Annotated in this window: 11 protein-coding genes; 4 read left to right on the top strand and 7 right to left on the bottom strand. The window is 68.8% G+C overall.

The window, feature by feature from the left end; all coding sequences use genetic code 11:
• Positions 1–37 precede the first annotated feature (37 nt).
• The 3 genes from ACIPK3_RS10165 (at position 38) to ACIPK3_RS10155 (ending at position 3181) form a co-directional block, all read left to right on the top strand.
• Entirely contained in the window at positions 38–1111 is a 1074-nt protein-coding gene (locus ACIPK3_RS10165) for a ParA family protein (RefSeq protein ID WP_402568649.1), read from the top strand.
• A complete protein-coding gene (locus ACIPK3_RS10160) occupies positions 1108–2229 on the top strand; it encodes a ParB/RepB/Spo0J family partition protein (RefSeq protein WP_402568050.1) in 1122 nt (373 codons plus the stop codon). The genes ACIPK3_RS10165 and ACIPK3_RS10160 overlap by 4 nt, the downstream gene beginning before the upstream one ends.
• Before the next feature lie 334 nt (positions 2230–2563).
• Positions 2564–3181, top strand: coding sequence for a GNAT family N-acetyltransferase (locus tag ACIPK3_RS10155; RefSeq protein ID WP_402568049.1), 618 nt, complete (start codon positions 2564–2566; stop codon positions 3179–3181).
• Positions 3182–3283: 102 nt separating this feature from the next.
• On the opposite strand, the gene trxA is transcribed toward ACIPK3_RS10155, so the two are convergent.
• From trxA to ACIPK3_RS10120, 7 genes are all read right to left on the bottom strand, one after another.
• Entirely contained in the window at positions 3284–3616 is a 333-nt protein-coding gene (gene trxA / locus ACIPK3_RS10150) for a thioredoxin (protein WP_402568047.1), read from the bottom strand.
• A gap of 45 nt (positions 3617–3661) precedes the next feature.
• Positions 3662–4630 carry a thioredoxin-disulfide reductase gene (gene trxB, locus ACIPK3_RS10145; protein ID WP_402568045.1) on the bottom strand — a complete coding sequence of 323 codons (969 nt, stop codon included), beginning with the start codon at positions 4628–4630 and terminating at the stop codon, positions 3662–3664.
• Between the two features lie 125 nt (positions 4631–4755).
• On the bottom strand, positions 4756–5619 hold the full coding sequence (locus tag ACIPK3_RS10140; RefSeq protein ID WP_402568043.1) for an anti-sigma factor family protein: 864 nt from the start codon (positions 5617–5619) through the stop codon (positions 4756–4758).
• The gene (gene sigM / locus ACIPK3_RS10135) at positions 5616–6374 is read right to left on the bottom strand and encodes an RNA polymerase sigma factor SigM (protein ID WP_402568042.1); all 759 of its coding nucleotides are present in this window, start codon (positions 6372–6374) and stop codon (positions 5616–5618) included. Before sigM ends, ACIPK3_RS10140 begins: the two co-directional genes overlap by 4 nt.
• 26 nt (positions 6375–6400) lie before the next feature.
• The gene (locus ACIPK3_RS10130; RefSeq protein ID WP_402568041.1) at positions 6401–8119 is read right to left on the bottom strand and encodes a protein kinase family protein; all 1719 of its coding nucleotides are present in this window, start codon (positions 8117–8119) and stop codon (positions 6401–6403) included.
• A 118-nt stretch (positions 8120–8237) separates the two neighbouring features.
• On the bottom strand, positions 8238–10529 hold the full coding sequence (murJ, locus tag ACIPK3_RS10125; protein WP_402568039.1) for a murein biosynthesis integral membrane protein MurJ: 2292 nt from the start codon (positions 10527–10529) through the stop codon (positions 8238–8240).
• A gap of 46 nt (positions 10530–10575) precedes the next feature.
• Positions 10576–12939, bottom strand: a complete 2364-nt coding sequence (locus ACIPK3_RS10120; protein WP_402568038.1) for a DUF6049 family protein — start codon at positions 12937–12939, stop codon at positions 10576–10578.
• A 265-nt stretch (positions 12940–13204) separates the two neighbouring features.
• Between ACIPK3_RS10120 and ACIPK3_RS10115 the strand changes: the two genes are divergently transcribed.
• A complete protein-coding gene (locus ACIPK3_RS10115; RefSeq protein WP_402568036.1) occupies positions 13205–14671 on the top strand; it encodes a CCA tRNA nucleotidyltransferase in 1467 nt (488 codons plus the stop codon).
• The last annotated feature ends 43 nt before the right edge of the window (positions 14672–14714 follow it).

The raw sequence follows: 14714 nt of genomic DNA, 5'->3' as shown, positions 1-14714 counted from the left end.
AGAACAACAGGCCTCACTGGTTCGCGACCCCGAAGACATGGGAGGCTCTGTGCATTGCGAGCCTGAAGTCGAGGAGAGTGAATCCGTGCGGTCCGACGCCAACATCGCGGGACCGATGACCGATCCGGTCCCCGGTCCCCGTACCGAGTCGACGGGGGCGGATGTTTCACGTGAAACACCGCCTCCGATGGACGACACTCCCATCGGTCGTGCTGCCCAACTCGCGGTGGAGGCTCTGGGGCGCGCCGGTGAAGGACTGCCGCGGCCCGAGCAGACCCGGGTCATCGTCGTCGCGAATCAGAAGGGCGGCGTGGGTAAGACCACGACGACCGTCAACCTCGCCGCGTCGCTGGCTCTGCATGGCAGCCGCGTGCTGGTGGTCGACCTGGACCCGCAGGGAAATGCCTCCACTGCTCTGGGAATCGATCATCACGCCGACGTTCCCTCCATCTACGACGTGCTGGTCGAGAGCAGGCCGCTCGCAGAGGTCGTCCAGCCGGTCCCGGATGTCGAGGGCCTCTTCTGTGCCCCCGCCACGATCGATCTCGCCGGCGCGGAGATCGAGCTGGTGTCTCTGGTGGCACGAGAGAGCAGGCTTCAGCGGGCGATTCAGGCGTATGAGCAGCCGCTGGACTACATCCTCATCGACTGCCCGCCCTCGCTCGGTCTGCTGACCGTGAATGCCCTGGTCGCAGGCCAGGAGGTACTGATCCCGATCCAGTGCGAGTACTACGCCCTGGAGGGCCTCGGCCAGCTGCTGCGCAATGTCGATCTGGTGCGCGGGCATCTCAACCCGAACCTGCATGTGTCGACCATTCTGCTCACCATGTACGACGGCCGGACGCGTCTCGCCTCCCAGGTCGCGGACGAGGTGCGCAGCCACTTCGGCGACGAGGTGCTGCGGACGAGCATTCCCCGCTCCGTCCGTATCTCCGAGGCGCCGAGCTATGGGCAGACGGTCCTGACCTACGATCCGGGATCGAGTGGAGCCCTCTCCTATCTGGAGGCGGCCCGTGAAATCGCGCTGAAGGGGGTCGGTATCAGCTACGACCCGACGCAGGCCCACATCGGCGCCCAGAACAACCCGAACATGGTGGAGGGGATCCAGTGAGCGAGCGACGGAGGGGCTTGGGCCGTGGCCTAGGTGCACTGATCCCTGCTGCCCCGACGGAGAAGACCCCGGCCCAGAGCGCGATGGGCGGTGCGGCATCCGCGTCCTCCGGGTCGGTTCCGGGGATGGCGACCGACCGGGGGGTGGCCGCGGCGAAGGTGGCCATGCTGCCGCCTGTTTCACATGAAACCGACGAGCCTTCGGTGAACGGCTTCCCCGAGGCTCCCGCGCCTCCCGTGGGCGCACACTTCGCCGAGATTCCTCTCGACGCGATCACTCCGAACCCGCGTCAGCCTCGTGAGGTCTTCGACGAGGACGCGCTGCACGAGCTGGTCACCTCCATCAAGGAGGTTGGTCTGCTTCAGCCCGTCGTCGTACGGCAGCTCGGCCCCGCCCGCTACGAGCTCATCATGGGTGAGCGGCGCTGGCGTGCCTGCCGTGAGGCCGGTCTCGAAGCGATCCCGGCGATCGTGCGGGCCACGGATGACGAGAAGCTGCTCCTGGACGCGCTCCTGGAGAACCTGCACCGAGCTCAGCTGAACCCGCTGGAAGAGGCCGCCGCATACGACCAGCTGCTGAAGGACTTCAACTGCACGCACGACCAGTTGGCGGACCGCATCGGGCGCTCTCGCCCTCAGGTCTCCAACACGCTGCGTCTGCTGAAGCTTTCACCGGCCGTTCAGCGGCGGGTTGCTGCCGGGGTCCTCTCCGCCGGGCATGCCCGCGCGCTGCTCTCCGTGGAGGACTCGGAGGAGCAGGACCGGCTGGCTCACCGGATCGTCGCCGAGGGCCTTTCGGTGCGAGCCGTCGAGGAGATCGTGACCCTGATGGGCTCGCGTCCCCAGAAGGCACAGCGCTCGAAGGGACCGCGGGCCGGTGCTCGCGTCTCGCCTGCGCTGAACGAGCTGGCGACCCGGCTGTCGGATCGATTCGAGACCCGGGTGAAGGTCGATCTGGGTCAGAAGAAGGGCAAGATCACCGTCGAGTTCGCGTCGATGGACGACCTTGAGCGGATCCTCGGCGCCCTGGCTCCGGGTGAGGGGCCCGTTCTTCAGAGGGGGCTGCACGAGGGGCAGTCGGCCGGTGCTTCGGAGGAGACCGAGGACCTGGAGGACTGAGTGATGGCCACCGGCTCTGCGCGGCCGTGGCCTACTTGTTCAGGTAATTGAGCGGATCGTGTCCGGTGTGCATCGGACACGATCCGCTCTTTGCTTTCAGGCGGTATCGATGCAATCGCTTCGTGGATACGATGCGAACGGGTTTGGCGCATCCACCTGGCAACACCTCTGACTCGGAGACGGGGGCCATGCGAACGATGAGCCGTACCGGACTGGTGAGCGCGGGTTTGAGCCTGGGCGCGGTCGGCGGGTTCGTCGGCAGTCTGCTCAGGGAGCGCAGCGCTCTGGCAGCCGCGCGCGATGCCGCGGGCGAAGGAAGCGAGGAACAGCCTTCATGGGCCGTCGGCTTGTACCGCTCACGCTGGACAACCTTCAGGACCTTCCCAAGCGCTGTCGCTCGTGTGTCTTCTGGGAGCTGGACCCCGTCAGCGGTGAGGCCGCGATAAGAGCGGGTACTGCCGCGCTGGAGAAGGAGGCGTGGATCTCCGCCGTGCTACTGGACTGGGGATCCTGTGGCCGGGTGGTCTACGTGGACGATGTGCCGGTGGGGTATGTGCTCTATGCACCGCCGGCTTATGTCCCCCGTTCGACGGCGTTCCCGACAAGCCCTGTCTCACCGGATGCCGTGCAGTTGATGACCGGCTCCATTCTTCCCCGCTATCAGGGGCAGGGGCTCGGTCGAGTGCTGGTCCAGACGGTGGCCAAGGATCTGCTTCGGCGGGGCTTCAAGGCGATCGAGGCGTTCGGTGATGCCCGATGGAAGGAACCGGCCTGCCTGCTGCCCGCCGACCATCTCCTCGCCGTGGGCTTCAAGACGGTCCGGCAGCACCCCACCCATCCCCGGCTGCGACTGGAGCTGCGGTCCACGCTCTCCTGGAAGGAAGACGTGGAGATGGCCCTCGACCGGCTGCTGGGGGCCGTGCAGAAGGAACCGGTGCTGCGGCCGCTGTAGGCGCGCACTGTTTGTGGAATGACGAAAATGGGCCGACCCGGACGGGTCGGCCCATTCGTGTTTCACGTGAAACATGTGCGGCCGCGTCGGCCGCCTCACCGACTACTCGGCGATGAAGTCCTCAAGGTCGCGGACGAGCGCGGCCTTGGGCTTGGCGCCGACGATCGTCTTCGCGACCTCGCCGTTCTGGTAGACGTTCAGGGTCGGGATCGACAGGACGCCGTACTTGGCGGCTGTGGCCGGGTTCTCGTCGATGTTGAGCTTGACGATCTCGATCTTGTCACCGTGCTCGGCGGCGATCGCCTCGAGAGACGGAGCGATCTGGCGGCACGGGCCGCACCAGGCGGCCCAGAAGTCCACCAGGACGGGCTTGTCGCTCTTGAGAACGTCCTCGTCGAAGGAAGCGTCGGTCACATTCTTCAGGGTGCCGGCCACGGCGGGCTCCTTAGCTTGGTCGTGCTGGTGGGGCGGAAGGGGAAGTCAGACGGAGGTCTTCTCGGGTTCGGCCTTCTCCTCGTCCGCGAGGGCGGCGAGGAAGCGCTCGGCGTCGAGGGCGGCAGAGCAGCCGGTACCGGCCGCGGTGATCGCCTGGCGGTAGGTGTGGTCGACCACGTCGCCGGCGGCGAACACACCGGTGAGGTTGGTACGAGTGGAGGGGGAGGCGACCTTCAGGTAGCCCTCCTCGTCCAGGTCGAGGTGGCCCTTGAACAGCTCGGTGCGCGGGTCGTGGCCGATCGCGATGAACAGACCCGTCACCGGCAGGTCGGAGAGCGCACCGGTCTTGGTGTTGCGCAGCTTCAGACCGGCCAGCTTCTGCTCGCCCTGGATCTCGGCGACCTCGCTGTCCCACACGAACTTGATCTTCGAGTCGGCGAAGGCACGCTCCTGCATGGCCTTGGAGGCGCGCAGCGTGTCCCGGCGGTGGACGATCGTCACGGACTTGGCGAAGCGGGAAAGGAAGGTGGCCTCCTCCAGCGCGGTGTCACCGCCACCGATCACGGCGATGTCCTGGTCCTTGAAGAAGAACCCGTCACAGGTGGCACACCAGGAGACACCACGGCCGGAGAGGGCGTCCTCGTTGGGCAGGCCGAGCTTGCGGTGCTGCGAGCCCGTGGTGACGATGACAGCCTTCGCCTTGTGGACCGTGCCCGCGGTGTCGGTGACGGTCTTGATCTCACCGGTCAGGTCGACGGAGACGATGTCGTCCGGGATCAGCTCGGCGCCGAAGCGCTCGGCCTGGGCGCGCATGTTGTCCATGAGGTCGGGGCCCATGATCCCGTCGCGGAACCCGGGGAAGTTCTCCACCTCCGTGGTGTTCATCAGCGCACCGCCCGCGGTGACGGCGCCCTCGAACACCAGAGGCTTCAGCGACGCGCGCGCGGTGTACAGGGCCGCCGTGTACCCGGCGGGCCCGGAGCCAATGATGATCACGTTACGGACGTCGCTCACGGTTTGAATCCCTCGTCTCTGGTCTGTGTCATTCGACTGGTGGGAGCCTTTTCTCGGAGCTCTCACCCCACCCAACGGATCCTAAGGGTCGCGCATTCCCGTAGGGCCCGGGCACACGGGGGTGCTCAGGGGCGTGTGAACGACTGCTTCAGAAGGACCTTGCCCGTGGCGGCCGGCTGCCGGCCCACACAGCTCGTGTCGACGATGTACGCCGTCACGTGTGTGCTGTCGCCGACGACGGACATGAGGACGAGGTACGCGCTCTTGCCGTCGTATGTGCCTGTCCTGGCGGCCAGGGTGTCACCGTTGCTGTCGATCCCCTTGCGGATGCAGTCCGGTACCGGGATCGCGGGCTGGATGAGGGTGTTCGCGCTCGCGCCCGGTCCGGGTGTGTCCGTCTGGGATTCGATTCCCAGGCGGGGCTTCGTGGTGCCATGGCCCTGCTGTTCGCCCTGAGGCGCGGACAGCAGATCTGTGACCTGGCTCTTGATGCTGCTTCCGGAGAACGTGCTCTGCGCTGTGGTCGCGGTGGAGGACTCCTCGTCCCCGAGTGATTGCAGGAACAACGTCCCTGCTCCCAGGAGAGCGGCCGTGAAGACGGCTCCGAGGACCACCTTCCTGCGGCGTCGTCCCGGTGCGCGGCCCTTGCGGCCCGGTCCGGTCGCGGTGTGCGGACGTCCGGCGGGTCGGTCGGCGGGTGGGTCGGTGGGTCGGGCGTCCGGGATCGCGGTTTCACGTGAAACACGTGCCTCGGCGGCGAGTGCGGCATCGATACGACCAGCGACGTCGGCGGGCATGTGCACCGGACCCGGCAGGGTGCCCAGCATGCTCCGGATCTCTTCCAGCGAGGCGCGGACATCCGCGCATGGCGCGCACTCGTCCAGATGGCGCCGCACGTCCGCGGTCCGGGAGGGGGAGAGCAGGCCCTCGGTGAGGTCGGAGATGTCGGAGACGTCCGGGTGCCCGGCTGTGTCCGTCGTGGAACTCACGCTCGCCCACCTCCGCCCTTCATCGCGGCTGAATCGCTCGGTCCCGTCGTGTTCGGTCCCGTCGCGTGGGAGCCCCGGTCCTGATGAGGTCCCGCTGCGGGTGGGACGGATGTCCCCGGTCCCTGGTTCCGTTGGTTCCCTGCCGGGTCCGCGCCAGGCCCCGGTGCGTCACCGGATCTCTCCGGCCGAAGATGGGCGAGCAACGGCACCAGCTTGGCTCTACCCCGGGCGCAGCGGCTTTTCACCGTTCCGGTCGGGACGTCGAGGATCGTGGCGGCTTCCGCGACCGGGTAGCCCTGCATGTCCACCAGGACGAGAGCCGCACGCTGGTCGTGGGGAAGCGTGCCGAGGGCTTCGAAGAGCTGGCGGTGCAGGTCGTTCCGTTCGGCTGGAGCCGAGGCCGCCTCGTGCGGCTCCAGCATTTGCTCCAGGCGTTCGGTGTCGTCGACGGGAGCGGTCTTCCGGGAGGCTGCCTTGCGGGCACGGTCCAGACAGGCGTTGACCGTGATCCGGTGCAGCCAGGTCGTGACGGCCGACTGGCCCCGGAAGGTATGGGCGGCCCGGTAGGCCGACACCAGGGCGTCCTGGACGGCGTCAGCGGCCTCCTCACGGTCCCCCAGGGTCCGCAGCGCCACGGCCCAGAGCCGGTCGCGGTGCCGTCGCACGATCTCACCGAAGGCGTCGGGGTCGCCTTTCACATGGCGGGCGAGCAGGTCCTGGTCGCTCACTCCGTCGTATCCGGCGCCCTCCGGCATCTGCCGCCCCTCCCGACTCCGAGACGTCAGCCCGTGAACGTCACTTCGTTGATGGCCTGCTTGTAGCCGGCCTGTGAGTATGTCTCGGAGTCGGGACCCGAGCTCGGCACGGCGGTCAGCCAGACGAGGACATACCGCGTCTTCACCTGCTTGGAGAGCTTCACCCGGGCGGTGGTGCCCGTCGTGTCGACCTTGCCGATCCTGTCCATCGACTCGATGGACGACGGAGTGAGGGAGTCGGCCGCGTACAGCTCGACCGTCGTGTGATTGCCGGCGTAGCGAAGCCCGACGGTGGCCGTGGCCAGATCCTTGGCCGAGCCGAGGTCGTAGACGATGCCGACACCAGGCTTGAAGGGAGCGATTTCGGGTCCCTCGTTGAAGGTCCTCGTCCGCCAGTAGGTCCCGGTGTTGTGGTCGTAGGTCTTGTCGACGTCGCCCGGGTGCTGGGCGCCGCCGTCGGCGACGAACTCCCGCGCGTCCTCGATGGTCAGCGGTGAGGCGGGTTTCTCAGCGCCCCTGCCTCGGTCGGTGTCGCCCGTCGTCTGGGTGTGCGGGGTGTCCTCGGACTTGCCGCCCTGATCCATCAGGGCGTCCGCGAGCTGCCAGCTTCCGAGGCCCAGAGCTGCGATGAGCAGCGCGGAGACCGCCCACTTCAGCGCCTTGCCGGTGCGGCTCTGCAGCGGGGGCGGAGGCGTACTCATCTGCTGGGTGGCGCCGAGGGGCGCCGTGCGTCCGTAGGTGCCCTGCTGGTACGTCGTGCGCTGGTACTCGGGCGGGGCCGTGAACGCCGGCTCCGGGGGGCGGATGCGGGGCATCTCGCCGATCGCCTTCACGAGTTCCTCCGGTGTGGTGCACGCGGACTCGTGGCGGGAGGCGGTGGCGCCGTCGTTGGCGAGCGCACGCATGGCGAGCTCGGACAGGCCCCGGTGGACACCGGCGCGCACCTGGTCGGGTGCGATGAGGCCGACGTCCTTGGGCAGCCCGGACAGGCCGTACGCGTCGCTCTCGTAGGGCCAACGCTGAGTCAGGGCCGCGTAGAGCAGGGCCCCGATCGCCTCGGTGTCCGTGCGCTGAGTGGTGTCCGAGTCGATGCCGCGCAGGGCGGCGTTGACGGCGAGTCCCCGGATGCGCCACTGGCCGGTGGAGGCGCGCAGCACGGCGTTCGGGTTGAGGCGCAGATGGGCGAGGCCCTCGCGGTGAGCGGCGGCCATGGCGGAGGCCAACTGGCTGACCATCTGGTAGGCGTCGTGCGGTTCCAGCGGCCCGGAGGAGAGCAGGGTGCTCAGCTCTGTGGCGTCGGGCAGCCATTCGTGCACGACGTAGACGAGGTCGTTCTCCTCGACGGCGTCGAGGACCTGGACGAAGCGGGGGTCGCCGAGCAGCGCGGAGGAACGGGCGGCGGCCAGCACCGAGCGGGCTCGCGTGTGTTCCGCGGGCAGGATGTGGACGCCGACGGCACGGCGGAGTTTCTCGTCTACCGCCCGCCAACTGCTGAATCCGTCCAGACGGGTGACGCACTCTTCCAGGCGGTAGCGCTTGGCGAGTTTGTGACCGCTGTGCAGTTCGGGAGGTGAGGCTTTTTCGGGACTGTCCGTCCCCCCACTCCCCTGTGCCTCGTTGCTCTCGGTGTCCTGCTCCGGGTTCTTGGCCACCCCGTCGGCCGTGGACTGGTCCGCCTTGGCGGTCAGCGGCTCGTCACCGCTGTTGTCTGCCACGTCGACGGCAGCTGTGCTCCGTTCCGCCACCGTCGTCCCTGCCTCCCCATCCGTTGCACGCTGTCCGACGCCGAAACCAATTGTGCCCACAGTCCGCTGCTATGCACGACACACAGCGGCGGCCGATGGTTGTGCGCGTACCCCCGCCTCAGCGCCCCAGACGCCCGCGCACCATACCCACGAGGGAGTTGAGTTCCTCGATGCGCATGCGGCGGGCCGCGACGAAGAAGACGCCGAGCAGCAGCGCGCCGCCGACCAGTAGCGCGGCGAAGGAGCCGAGGACGCCCTGTCCGACCGTCTGTGCGATCCCGTAGCAGGCCCCGCCGCTGAGCAGCGCGGCCGGCACCGAGGCGATGCACAGGCGGGCGTAGGTGCGGGTCACATGGGCGCCGTCGAGGTCGCCGCCGAGCTTCCCGCGCAGCCGGCTCCAGGCGACACCGACGCCGATCGCGTAGGCGACACCGTACGCGGCGGCCATGCCGACCACCGCCCAGCGGGCCGGCAGCAGGAAGTAGCAGAGCAGTGAGGCACCCGCGTTGACCGCGGCCACGATGACCGTGTTGTAGAAGGGGGTCCGGGTGTCCTCGTAGGCGTAGAAGGCGCGCAGGACGACGTACTGCACGGAGTACGGGATCAGGCCGAGGCCGAACGCCATCAGCATGATGCCCATGTTGGTGGCTTCGCTGGTGCCGGAGGAACCGAAGATGAGCGTGCACATCGGGATGCCGAGGGCCAGGAAGCCGAACGCGATGGGCACGATCGCGACGGCGGTCGTGCGCAGCCCCTGTGAGATGTCGTCGCGGACCGCGCCCGGGTCGTTCTCTGCGGCCGAGCGCGAAATGCGCGGCAGCAGGGCGGCCATGAGCGAGACCGTGATGATGGCCTGTGGCAGGCCCCAGATCAGCTGGGCGTTGGCGTAGGCGGCGAAGCCGGTGCCGTCGACAGGAGATGCCTTGCCGGCCGCGGTGGACAGCTGGGAGACGACGATGGCGCCCGCCTGGTTGGCGAGGACGAACAGGATGGTCCACTTGGCGAGCGTCACGGCCTTGCCGAGGCCGTGCCCCATCCAGTCGAAGCGCAGGCGCATCCGGAACCCGGTCTCACGCAGGTACGGGATCATGGCCAGGGCCTGGACGACCAGACCCAGCAGTACGCCGATGCCGAGCAGCCGCTGGCCCTGCGGCGGGATGTTCGTGACCGTCATCCCGGAGGTGGCCGCGCTGCCGTACACCCAGATGAACATGCCGAGACTGACGATGATGACGATGTTGTTCAGGACCGGGGTCCACATCATCGCGCCGAACTTCCCGCGGGCGTTCAGGATCTGACCCATCACCACATGGATGCCCATGAAGAAGATGGAGGGCAGGAAGTAGCGGACAAAGGTGACGCCGACCTCGTTGGCCGCGGGGTCGCCGGCCACTGAGGGGGACAGCAGCCGGATCAGCAGCGGGGCCGCGAGGATCGCCAGTCCGGTCAGCACACCGAGCGCGACCATCACCAGGGTCAGCAGACGGTTGGCGTACGCCTCGCCGCCGTCCTCGTCCTCCTTCATGGCGCGCACGAGCTGTGGCACGAAGACCGAGTTGAGGCCGCCGCCGACGGTCAGGATGTAGATCATCGTCGGCAGCTGGTACGCGACCTGGAAGGTGTCACCGAGGAAGCCGACGCCCAGGGCGGACACGATCAGCGCCGAGCGGATGAAGCCGGTGAGGCGGGAGACCATGGTGCCCGCGGCCATCACGGCGCTGGACTTCAGCAGCCCGGAGGCCCGGCCGCCCTTTTTGGCGGGGGCGGCCGGAGGGGCGGGAGCGGGCCCGGAGCCGGCGGCCGCCGCTCCGGCGGGGTCGGGACCCTCGGCCGAGCGAGGCGCCGCGGGGTAGGCGGTCTCGGCGTGCATGGCGGCGGGGTTGTGGGCCTGAGCCTGCTGGGCCGCCGGGTACTGCCCGGCCGGGTACCCCGCGGCCGGGCGGGTGCCGCCCTGCTGCTGGTCCCGGAAGAGATGGGCGAAGGCGTCCGGCACGTGGTGCTCCTCGCCGGAGTGCGTGACGAGGTCGTCGACGCCCACGAACTGGGTCGTACGTGGATCGTCCCCGTACGGCAGGTACGGGGTGGGGCCCTCCGGCTCCGGCGCTGGGGTCTGGGCCCACAGATGCGGGTCGGGCGCGTACGGCGACTGGGCCGGCGGGCCGTACAGCGGCTCCTGCGGCTGGTATGTGCCGGGCGGCGGCGGGGGGTGCGAGGCACGGTCGTAGAGCGCCTCGGCGACCGGGTCCTGGGCGGAGAGGTCCTGCGCCCGATAGGGGTCCTGGTCGTAGGCGTCCTGGAGGTACATGTCCGCCGCGTGCTGCGGCGGCACCTGGCCGGGCTCGGGCGGCGGCTCGGGGTAGCCCGAGCCGGCCGCGGCCTGGCCGCGGTCACCGTCGTACGGCGCGTTCATGGTTACCCCACCTCATCGTCCCCGGGCCCACCGGCCACGACATCGCTCAGCGGTCCACTCTCTCACTCGTGCCGGACGGGTCGGTGCTTTCGGGTGCGGTGTCCGGTGTCGGGTCACTCGGCTGCTCCGGGTCGTCTGCCCGGGAGCGGGCGTCGGACTCTTCTTGGTGACGGTCTCCGGGGTCGTCCTGGTTCTCCGGCTCGCCGGGGTCCTCGCCCGTCTCCTCGGGGCCGTCGCCGTCGGTCTCCTTGGCCGCGGCGCGCTTGCGCTGCGTGTACATCCGGAAGCCGGCGAGGACGAGCAGCAGCACACCGCCGCCGATGACCAGCATCACGGTGGGGGTGACCTCGGTGACCTTCACGTCGAAGCTGACCGGCGCGCCGTACTCCTGACCGTCCTGGGTGTAGAGCTGGGCGATCACTGTCACGCGGCCGTTGGCGTTGGCCGAGGTGGTGAACTTCACGGACTGGCTGTGGCCGCCGTTGACCGCGACGGGCCGCTCCGCGTATGCCTTGCCGCCGATCTTGAGGCGGGTAGGCATCGTCGAGGTCAGCCGCAGGACCAGATGGTCGACACCCTGCACCAGGTTGTTCTGCACGGTCACCGGGATGGTGGCGCTGCGGCCGGAAAGCTTGGTCTCGGACTTGTCGATCAGCTTGACCTGGTCGGACAGCTGGTCGAGCCAGCTCTCCACACCCTGACGGAAGCTGTCACCCTCGGCGGCCCGGCCCCGCCACGAGGTGGACATGCCGCGGTTTATGGCCCGCCCGAAGGGAGTCGCCACCCGGGACCTGTCGGTCAGGACCACCTGGAAGTTGTCGAGCTTGTCCTGTGTCCGTGCGATCTGCTCGAAGGCGGACCGCGGCAGTTCCTGCCTGCGCAGCGAGGAGGGGTAGGCGGACGTGGACGGGATCCGCGTGGTGGCGCCCGGGTCGGGCTTGGCGGCCGCGGCCGCGCTGAGGTTCTCGGTCTCGTCCCAGGTACTGCCCTGGAGCATGGCGATGGCCTGGGCCATCGCCTGGGCCTGGCTCGCCGAGGGCATGCGCTGCGGGGCGACCACGATGGCGCGCTGCCGACTGGTCTGGAGGTTCAGGGCCAGACTCTGGGCCAGGAACTGCTGGACGGCGAGCGTGGTCGAGTCCGCCTTGGTCAGGTCGCCCTCGAACGCCGTTGACAGTCGAGCGTCCGCGACGACCGCCGTGGTGCCACCGCCGACGGGGCGGGCGGCGGAGGGCGTGTAGGACAGGCTGCCGGTCTCCCGGAGGCTGTCGCTGCGGGCGATCACCTTGTCGGCGCCCGCGGAGGTGGCGACCTTGACGATCGACGGATCCACGGCGCCGTCGACGGGCCAGGCGAAGTCCGTGGTGGGTGTGACATGCAGCACGGTCTCGACCGTGGTGGCGGCCACGTCCGTGGCGTCCTTGAGATGGCTGAGGGAGCCGGTGACGCTGGTGCCGGTGTGGGCGAGCGAGGCCAGGTCGGGGTCCGCGAAGGGCAGTGCGACGACCTCCTTGTCCGCCACGGCCTTCTGCAGGTCGGCGAGCCACTGTTTGGCGACCGCCTGGTGGGTGCCGGCCGTGGTGGTGCCGTCGTCGTTCTGGATCTGGTAGCTGCGGGTCATCGCGTCCACCGAGGCCAGCAGGTCCGGGTCGATCACCCAGGTGACGTCGAGTTCCTTGCCCAGGGCCAGCATCTGCTCCAGACGGCCGCCCGGCGCGATGTCCTTGGCCAGGTCGTCGTTGAGGAACACCGGTGTCTGCTGCTCGCCGGCGCCCGTCTTCGCCGTCATGTGCACGGTGGAGATCAACGGCCAGAGGTAGGTCGTCCTCGTCGGGGTGCCTGCCGCTTCCGGCTGCCAGGGCAGGAACGTCCGCCGGATGCCCAGCATCTGTTCCCAGGGCTGCGCGGAGGTCTGGCCGGAGAGCGCGACCCCGAGTTCGTAGACGCCGTGCTCGCCGAGGCCGAGCTTGTCGACCGGCACGGCGAGGGTGAAGTGCTGGGCGACACCCGGGGCCAGCTTGTCGAACTGCTCGACGTACTTTCCGCCGATCTCCGGGCCCGCCGACGTCTGGAGGTCGTCGGACTGTCTGGCGGCGCTGCCGATGGCAGACCGCGTGGTGAGCGGCCGGCTCACGTGCAGCCCCACGTGGGCGTCCGTGACGGCCTGCTTGCCGTTGTTCGTCACTGTCCCGGACACGGTCAGCGTGTCCCCGTCGGCGGGGACGCTGGGGCTGAGAGAGTCCAGAGAGACCGACACGGTGTCCGAGGAGGCGGCCTGTGCGGGCGCCGCCGCGGGAAGCTGCAGCAGGCCCGCCAGCAGGGGCGCGCCGACGAGCAGTGCGCCGGCCCGGCGCAGCCACCGACGGGCAGGTGAGGACCTCATCCCCTGGATGTCTGCCGCCTCGGCCACGCGCTCGCCCGTCCCTCGTCGTCGTCAGTGGTCGTCGGAATGTGCGTCCACGCATGGTAACGATGTGCGCCGAGCCGAAGTGCCGCGGTCTGCCTTGCAAGATCGGCGGAGCAGGAGGACCTGCCCTGTGCATCCAGTATTGAGCGAATGGTGACCAAACGTCGCCGGGCACGGTCCTGGGTGGGTATCGGCGGGTGGTCCCACGTGGTCTCACGTGCTTAATGGGGGAGCCCCCGGCCGTCCGGGCCACGTACCCTCTTTTGTTGTGCCGAACGCCAACGAAGACACTCCTACTGCCCTGAGCCAGGTGCAGCAGCGCGCGGTGAGCGAGCTGCTGCGGGTGGCTCCCGTCGCCGACGACCTCGCCCGCCGCTTCCGGGAAGCCGGGTTCTCGCTCGCCCTGGTCGGCGGCTCGGTCCGGGACGCGCTGCTCGGCAGGCTGGGGAACGACCTGGACTTCACCACTGACGCCCGTCCCGAGGACGTACTGAAGATCGTGCGGCCATGGGCGGACGCCGTCTGGGAGGTCGGGATCGCCTTCGGCACGGTCGGGGCTCAGAAGGATGCTCGCGTCGGAGACGCTGTCCGGAGCTTTCAGATCGAGGTGACCACCTACCGGTCGGAGTCGTACGACCGCACCTCACGCAAGCCCGAGGTGTCGTACGGCGACTCCATCGAGGAGGACCTTGTCCGGCGTGACTTCACGGTCAACGCGATGGCCGTGGCACTTCCGGAGAAGGAGTTCATCGACCCGCACGGCGGCCGTGAGGACCTCGCCGCGCGGGTGCTGCGCACTCCTGGCACCCCTCAGGACTCGTTCTCGGACGATCCCCTGCGGATGATGAGGGCGGCACGCTTCGCCGCTCAGCTGGACTTCGAGGTGGCCCCCGAGGTCGTCGCGGCGATGAAGGACATGTCGGGGCGCCTTGAGATCGTCTCCGCGGAGCGGATCCGGGAAGAGCTGAACAAGCTGATCCTGTCCTCCCACCCCCGCAAGGGCCTCACGCTCCTGGTCGATACCGGCCTGGCCGAGCATGTGCTGCCCGAGCTGCCCGCGCTCAGCCTGGAGAGCGATGAGCACCACCGGCACAAGGACGTGTACGAGCACACCCTGATCGTCCTGGAGCAGGCGATCGCGCTGGAGCAGGCCGGTCCCGACCTGACCCTCCGTCTGGCGGCTCTGCTGCATGACATCGGTAAGCCGCGCACCCGTCGGTTCGAGGACGACGGGCGGGTCTCGTTCCACCACCACGAGGTGGTCGGGGCGAAGATGACCAAGAAGCGCATGACCGCGCTCAAGTACTCCAACGAGCTGGTGAAGGACGTCTCCCGTCTGGTCGAACTCCACCTGCGCTTCCACGGCTACGGAACCGGGGAGTGGACGGACTCCGCGGTCCGCCGCTACGTCCGTGACGCGGGACCGCTTCTCGACCGCCTCCACAAGCTGACCCGCTCCGACTGCACCACCCGCAACAAGCGCAGGGCCGCGGCGCTCTCCCGGGCGTACGACGGGCTGGAGGAGCGCATCGCTCAGCTCCAGGAGCAGGAGGAACTGGACGCGATCCGTCCGGACCTCGATGGCAACCAGATCATGGAACTCCTGGGAATCGGGCCCAGCCCGGTCATCGGCCGCGCCTACAAGCACATGCTGGAACTGCGCCTGGAGCACGGACCGATGGAACACGACGCGGCGGTGGCAGCACTCAAGGAGTGGTGGGCCGCGCAGGGCTGAGCCCATGAAGAACGGGGTCATGTTTCACGTGAAACATGACCCC

This window comes from Streptomyces sp. NPDC086787 (genome assembly GCF_044745865.1).
Lineage (GTDB): Bacteria > Actinomycetota > Actinomycetes > Streptomycetales > Streptomycetaceae > Streptomyces.
Note: the sequence above shows the minus strand (reverse complement) of the source record. Positions and strands in the feature narration are given on the sequence as shown.